The sequence below is a fragment of the Albidovulum sp. genome, from assembly GCF_049646345.1.
GTDB lineage: Bacteria > Pseudomonadota > Alphaproteobacteria > Rhodobacterales > Rhodobacteraceae > Albidovulum.
On the sequence record NZ_JBARVQ010000633.1, the window covers coordinates 1 to 3,100 of the forward strand.

Below are 3,100 nucleotides of genomic sequence, written 5' to 3' on the forward strand. Positions count from 1 at the left end.
GACGCCCTTGACCACGCGGCCATCGGCCACGTCAAGGCAGGGAATGATACGGGTCTTGAGCATGTTCAGGCGGTCCGTTGCCGATCACGGCATCTTTTATTGGCATGGGCCGCAGAAGGCCAGACCATTGGCGCAGAACAGTGGAAAGGAAAGAGGGACCCGAAATGAAGGGAATATCAGGTTTGGTCATGGCTGCGGCTATGACATCGTCGGCCGCATATGCCGATGTCATGAAAGTGGCAGCCACCGGCAGCGTCGCCGAGGTCATGGACCGGCTGGAGGCCGCCGTGACCGGGGCAGGTGCCACTGTATTCGTGCGGGTTGATCACGGTGCGGGCGCTGAGAAGGTCGGCATGCCGATTGGTGCCTCACAGCTTCTGATCTTCGGCAATCCGGCCCTTGGAACACCCGCGATCAAGGCCGACCCACTCGCCGGGCTCTACCTGCCCTTGAAAGTACTGGCCTATGAGGATGCCGACGGCGTCTGGCTGGCCTATGAGGCCCCGGCAGAGATGTTCGACGATCTGGCGATCCCGAAGGATGCCGAGGTCATCGGCAAGATGACCGGCGCGCTTGGCAAACTGACCGCCGCCGCAGCGGGCGGTTAAGCCACAGCCCGACCGATCCGCGCCATGGCGTTCCGCACGATCAGGATGTGGAACGGCATGACGCAAGCCAGATAGATCCTGCCGGCAAGGTTGTGCGGGCGCACCCATGTGCCCATGCGGATCACAGTCCCGTCGCCCAGAATGCCGATGCGAAAGTCGAGGTGGCGGTCGTCAAACCCCAGAATCATCTCGCCCGGCCCCTCGTATTCGATGGGAAACATCCCGATCCCGGCCTCATTCGCGGGCCTGTCGGTGCGCAACCCGAAGGGCCGGACGATGATATTGCGAAACCTGAGAAGCGCCATCGCCCAGCCTGGCATGCGAAACCCAAGCGCAGCCGCATCACGGGCGGAAAGCGGTGAGGCGACGGCGTAACCGTCGATGAAGTCGCCTGTTCGGAAATAACGCCAAAGCCGCGCAGTTTCGGGCAGCTTTTCGTTCGATAGGGGTGCCATCGCCATCACGGGAACCTCGCCTTGATTGCGTTGCCCGAACCCAAGCCGGACGGGACGCCCGCGTCAAGCGCGAACCCGGCCATCCCGTGCGCATATTGTCGCGGCGGAGGGGCCTATGCCCGCAAGGCCGCAATGGCATCGCCAAGAACGATCGCCCCGTCATAGAGCGCCCGTCCCGAGATCGCCCCGGCAATGACCCCGGTATCGCGCAGCGTTATGAGGTCGGCGAGGGTCGAGACGCCGCCCGAGGCAATGACCGGGATCGTTACCGCACGGGCCAGCGCCTCGGTCGCCTCGATATTCGGCCCTTTCATCGCGCCGTCGCGCAGAATGTCGGTATAGATGATGGCGGCCACCCCAGCATCCTCAAAGCTTTTTGCCAGATCGGTGACCATCACGTCAGTTTCCTCGGCCCACCCCTTGGTGGCGACCCTTCCATTCCGGGCGTCGATGCCGACGGCGACCTTGCCGGGGAAGGCGCGCGCAGCTTCCCGCACAAGATCGGGATTCTCGACCGCGACAGTGCCAAGGATCACCCGCGACAGCCCCTTCGACAGCCACATCTCGATCGTGCCCAGGTCGCGAATGCCGCCGCCAAGCTGGGCGGGCACCTTCACCTGTTTCAGGATCGCCTCGACAGCCGCCGCGTTCACAGGCTCACCTGCGAATGCGCCATTGAGATCCACCAGATGCAGCCAGTCGCACCCAGCCGCCTCGAACTTGGCGGCTTGTGCTGCCGGGTCGTCGCCAAAGACGGTCGCCTTGTCCATCTCGCCGTGCAGAAGCCGCACGCATTGGCCGTCTTTCAGGTCGATGGCTGGATAGAGGATCATGGGCGCCTTCCGTTCTGGGTCCGGCGCCTCTTGCCACAGGTGGTCCGGATTGCAAAGCCGTTCGCTGCCAGTTTTGCGCGCAGGAAAAGCCCGTCTTAAGGGCTCAGCCCGGCGGAACGCACATCAGGCGGCGGGCCAGTTCCGGTGTGGTCACGCCGGTCAGGGGCGATCCGTCCGTGTAATAGTCCAACTGCCCTTCCGCACCGCATCGCAGCACCCGCTCCCCGGGGTCGATCATTCCCGGCTGATCAGTATAGGCGACCAGCCCGCTTCCCAGCACGGAATAGAGCCCGTCCGGCTGCGGCGGGGAATAATAGCCCTCGACCTGCACGAGGCCGACCTCTCCGTCGAAGAGACCCTTTTCCAAACGAACAGCCGACAGACCATCCCCGGCGGGGCTGCCATAGACGCGCACCGTATCGCCGGGTTCAAGGTGCCGGGGTTCGATCCCACCAATCCGAGTGCCACCAACCATCGTCCGGCCGTTGACGGCGCCGAGATAGGTCCCGCTGACCATGGCAATGCGTTCCCCGTCGGGAAGCGCATCCACCCGGGTGGCCACAACCTCATCGCCGCGCCATAGGCCGCTGACTGCCAGCCATTCACCGGGCGCGGGCGGCACCGCATCGGCGGGCATCACAACCTTGGTGCCCATGATCAGAACCTCACCGCCCTCCAACATGACGGGACCGACCAATGGTAGAACCTGACGGATATTCCGCGCCCGCCACGCTTCGCCGTCGGGCACGGCGACAACAGCAACCGTATGGCCCGGAACAAGGTCCGGCGCACGGGCAACACCCAAGCCGCCCGTGACCGCAAGCCCGTCATCGTAGAGGATATGCTGGCCGTTCACATAGATGCTGCCAAGCGCGGTAATCGTCCCGGAAATACCTGTGCCGATGATGCCGCCTTCACGGTCGTCATCCTGGGCCTGACCGGCGACAGAACCGAGAAGAAGCGCGATGCTGACAGACAGGAAACGAAACCACATGATCAGTCGGACCCTTCGGTTTTCGGGCGAGGAGACAGGACATAGGCCCCGAATGCAAAGCGGTTGGTCCCGGACAGATCCCGATCCCTGTGCTGAAGATCCTGCGCCATACGGTTAATCTCTTCCAGCAGCGCCTGCGCCTTTGTCTCAGCCTCGCCCGTCAGGCTTTCCACCGAGGCTTGTGACAGATGCGAATACCGCACCACCCGG

4 protein-coding genes and 1 pseudogene are annotated in these 3,100 nt (G+C 63.7%); 1 reads left to right on the forward strand and 4 read right to left on the reverse strand.

From position 1 onward, the window contains the following. Nucleotides 1-188: 188 nt before the first annotated feature. Complete coding sequence (locus WBB85_RS16475; protein ID WP_432639685.1) at nt 189-608, forward strand: DUF302 domain-containing protein; 420 nt, start codon at nt 189-191, stop codon at nt 606-608. On the opposite strand, the gene WBB85_RS16480 is transcribed toward WBB85_RS16475, so the two are convergent. The 4 genes and pseudogenes from WBB85_RS16480 to WBB85_RS16495 form a co-directional block, all read right to left on the reverse strand. Then, nucleotides 605-1,069, reverse strand: a complete 465-nt coding sequence (locus WBB85_RS16480) for a DUF2867 domain-containing protein (protein WP_432639686.1) — start codon at nt 1,067-1,069, stop codon at nt 605-607. The two genes, WBB85_RS16475 and WBB85_RS16480, sit on opposite strands and share 4 nt — an antisense overlap. A gap of 107 nt (nt 1,070-1,176) precedes the next feature. Then, complete coding sequence (gene hisA / locus WBB85_RS16485) at nt 1,177-1,896, reverse strand: 1-(5-phosphoribosyl)-5-[(5-phosphoribosylamino)methylideneamino]imidazole-4-carboxamide isomerase (RefSeq protein ID WP_432639687.1); 720 nt, start codon at nt 1,894-1,896, stop codon at nt 1,177-1,179. A 103-nt stretch (nt 1,897-1,999) separates the two neighbouring features. Further along, nucleotides 2,000-2,890 (reverse strand): DUF5666 domain-containing protein, encoded by an 891-nt coding sequence (locus tag WBB85_RS16490; protein ID WP_432639688.1) that lies wholly within the window; start codon nt 2,888-2,890, stop codon nt 2,000-2,002. 2 nt (nt 2,891-2,892) lie between these two features. Beyond that, nucleotides 2,893-3,100, reverse strand: a pseudogene (locus WBB85_RS16495) (DUF6502 family protein); the annotation flags it as partial.